The sequence below is a fragment of the Turicibacter sp. T129 genome (assembly GCF_025594975.1).
Taxonomy (GTDB): Bacteria; Bacillota_I; Bacilli_A; order MOL361; family Turicibacteraceae; genus Turicibacter; species Turicibacter bilis.
This window is the reverse complement of sequence record NZ_JAMQUU010000120.1, coordinates 1-1,354: the sequence shown is the minus strand read 5'-3', so window position 1 is coordinate 1,354 and position 1,354 is coordinate 1. Positions and strand designations below refer to the sequence as shown.

Genomic DNA, 1,354 nt, shown 5'->3' with positions numbered 1-1,354 from the left:
ACACGCTGGGATGATAATTGGACATTTTATCGTGATATTGATGAAGTAGAACTATTTGAGGTAACTGCAACACCTATTCCAGCCTATGCGGATACAGAAATTAGCGCACGATCTCAATTATCAATTCGAGATATCAAGCCTGTTATCGAACTTAAAGAGGCGCAGGTAGAAAAAGAAAATAATCACGAAAGAAGTGCTATGTTAATGAGCGCTTTTTTTAATGCTTTTATCAAAAAATAACGGAGACAAATAATTATGAAAAATTTAGATTTAAAACAAACAGAAGTTCAGGAACAATTACGTTCTGCTTTAGAAGGACAAGATGAAAAGGAAATCGCTGCTGCATTTGGCGCAATGGCACGTTCAATCGAGCAAGATATTTTACGTGAAGCGCGTTCTGAAATGCAAAAAGAGTTAAGTGATCGTGCGACATTAGAAGCGCGTGGACAAGCTCAATTAACGTCAGAAGAACGTTCATACTATGAGGCAGTTGTAGAAAAACGTGGATTTGAAGGAATTGACGTTGTAATGCCTAAAACAATCTTTGACCGAGTATTCGAAGATTTACAATTAAACCATCCATTATTATCTGAAATCGACTTCATTAATACAACTGGTTCAATCGAATGGATCATGCGTACATCTGAAGCTGCAGGTGCAGTTTGGGGGCCATTAACAGGAAAAATCACAGAAGAATTATCAAATGGATTCAAAAAGGAAAATGCATCACTTTATAAATTATCAGCATTCATCCCTGTTTCAAAATCAATGTTAGATTTAGGCCCAGTTTGGTTAGATCGTTTCGTTCGTGCGATGTTATCAGAATCAATCGCTATCGCTTTAGAGCAAGGAATTGTAGCTGGTACAGGTAAAGACCAACCAATCGGTATGATTAAAGATTTAGCTGGTTCTGTAAACTTAGGTGTTTACTCTGATAAAGAAGCTAAGCCTTTAACGGATTTATTGCCAGCTACATTAGGGAAAAATGTTATCGCTCCATTAACTAAAGAAGGGAAACGTAATGTTACACAAGTGCTATTAGTTGTGAATCCATTAGACTATTGGGAGAAATTATTCGGAGCTACAACTGTGTTAAATGCTAACGGAACTTATGCTCATGGTGTGTTACCTATCCCAGGTAAGATTGTTACTTCAGTAGCTGTTCCAAAAGGAAAAATGGTGGCTGGGGTTGCCCGCAACTATTTCATGGCTATCGGTTCAGGACAAAAAATTGAATACTCTGATCACTATAAATTCTTAGAGGATGAGCGTACTTATTTGACAAAACAATATGCAAACGGTAAACCAAAAGATAACGACTCATTCTTATTATTCGATATCTCAAGCCTAAATC

General features: G+C 37.0%; 2 protein-coding genes. Both read left to right on the top strand.

Translation table 11 applies throughout. The annotated features are described in order from the left end of the window. Positions 1–240: HK97 family phage prohead protease (locus NEH75_RS13305; RefSeq protein WP_262949022.1), on the top strand; the 240-nt coding region annotated here is incomplete at its 5' end. Between the two features lie 15 nt (positions 241–255). Further along, positions 256–1,354 (top strand): phage major capsid protein (locus NEH75_RS13300; protein ID WP_262949020.1); only part of this gene is annotated, 1,099 nt, incomplete at its 3' end.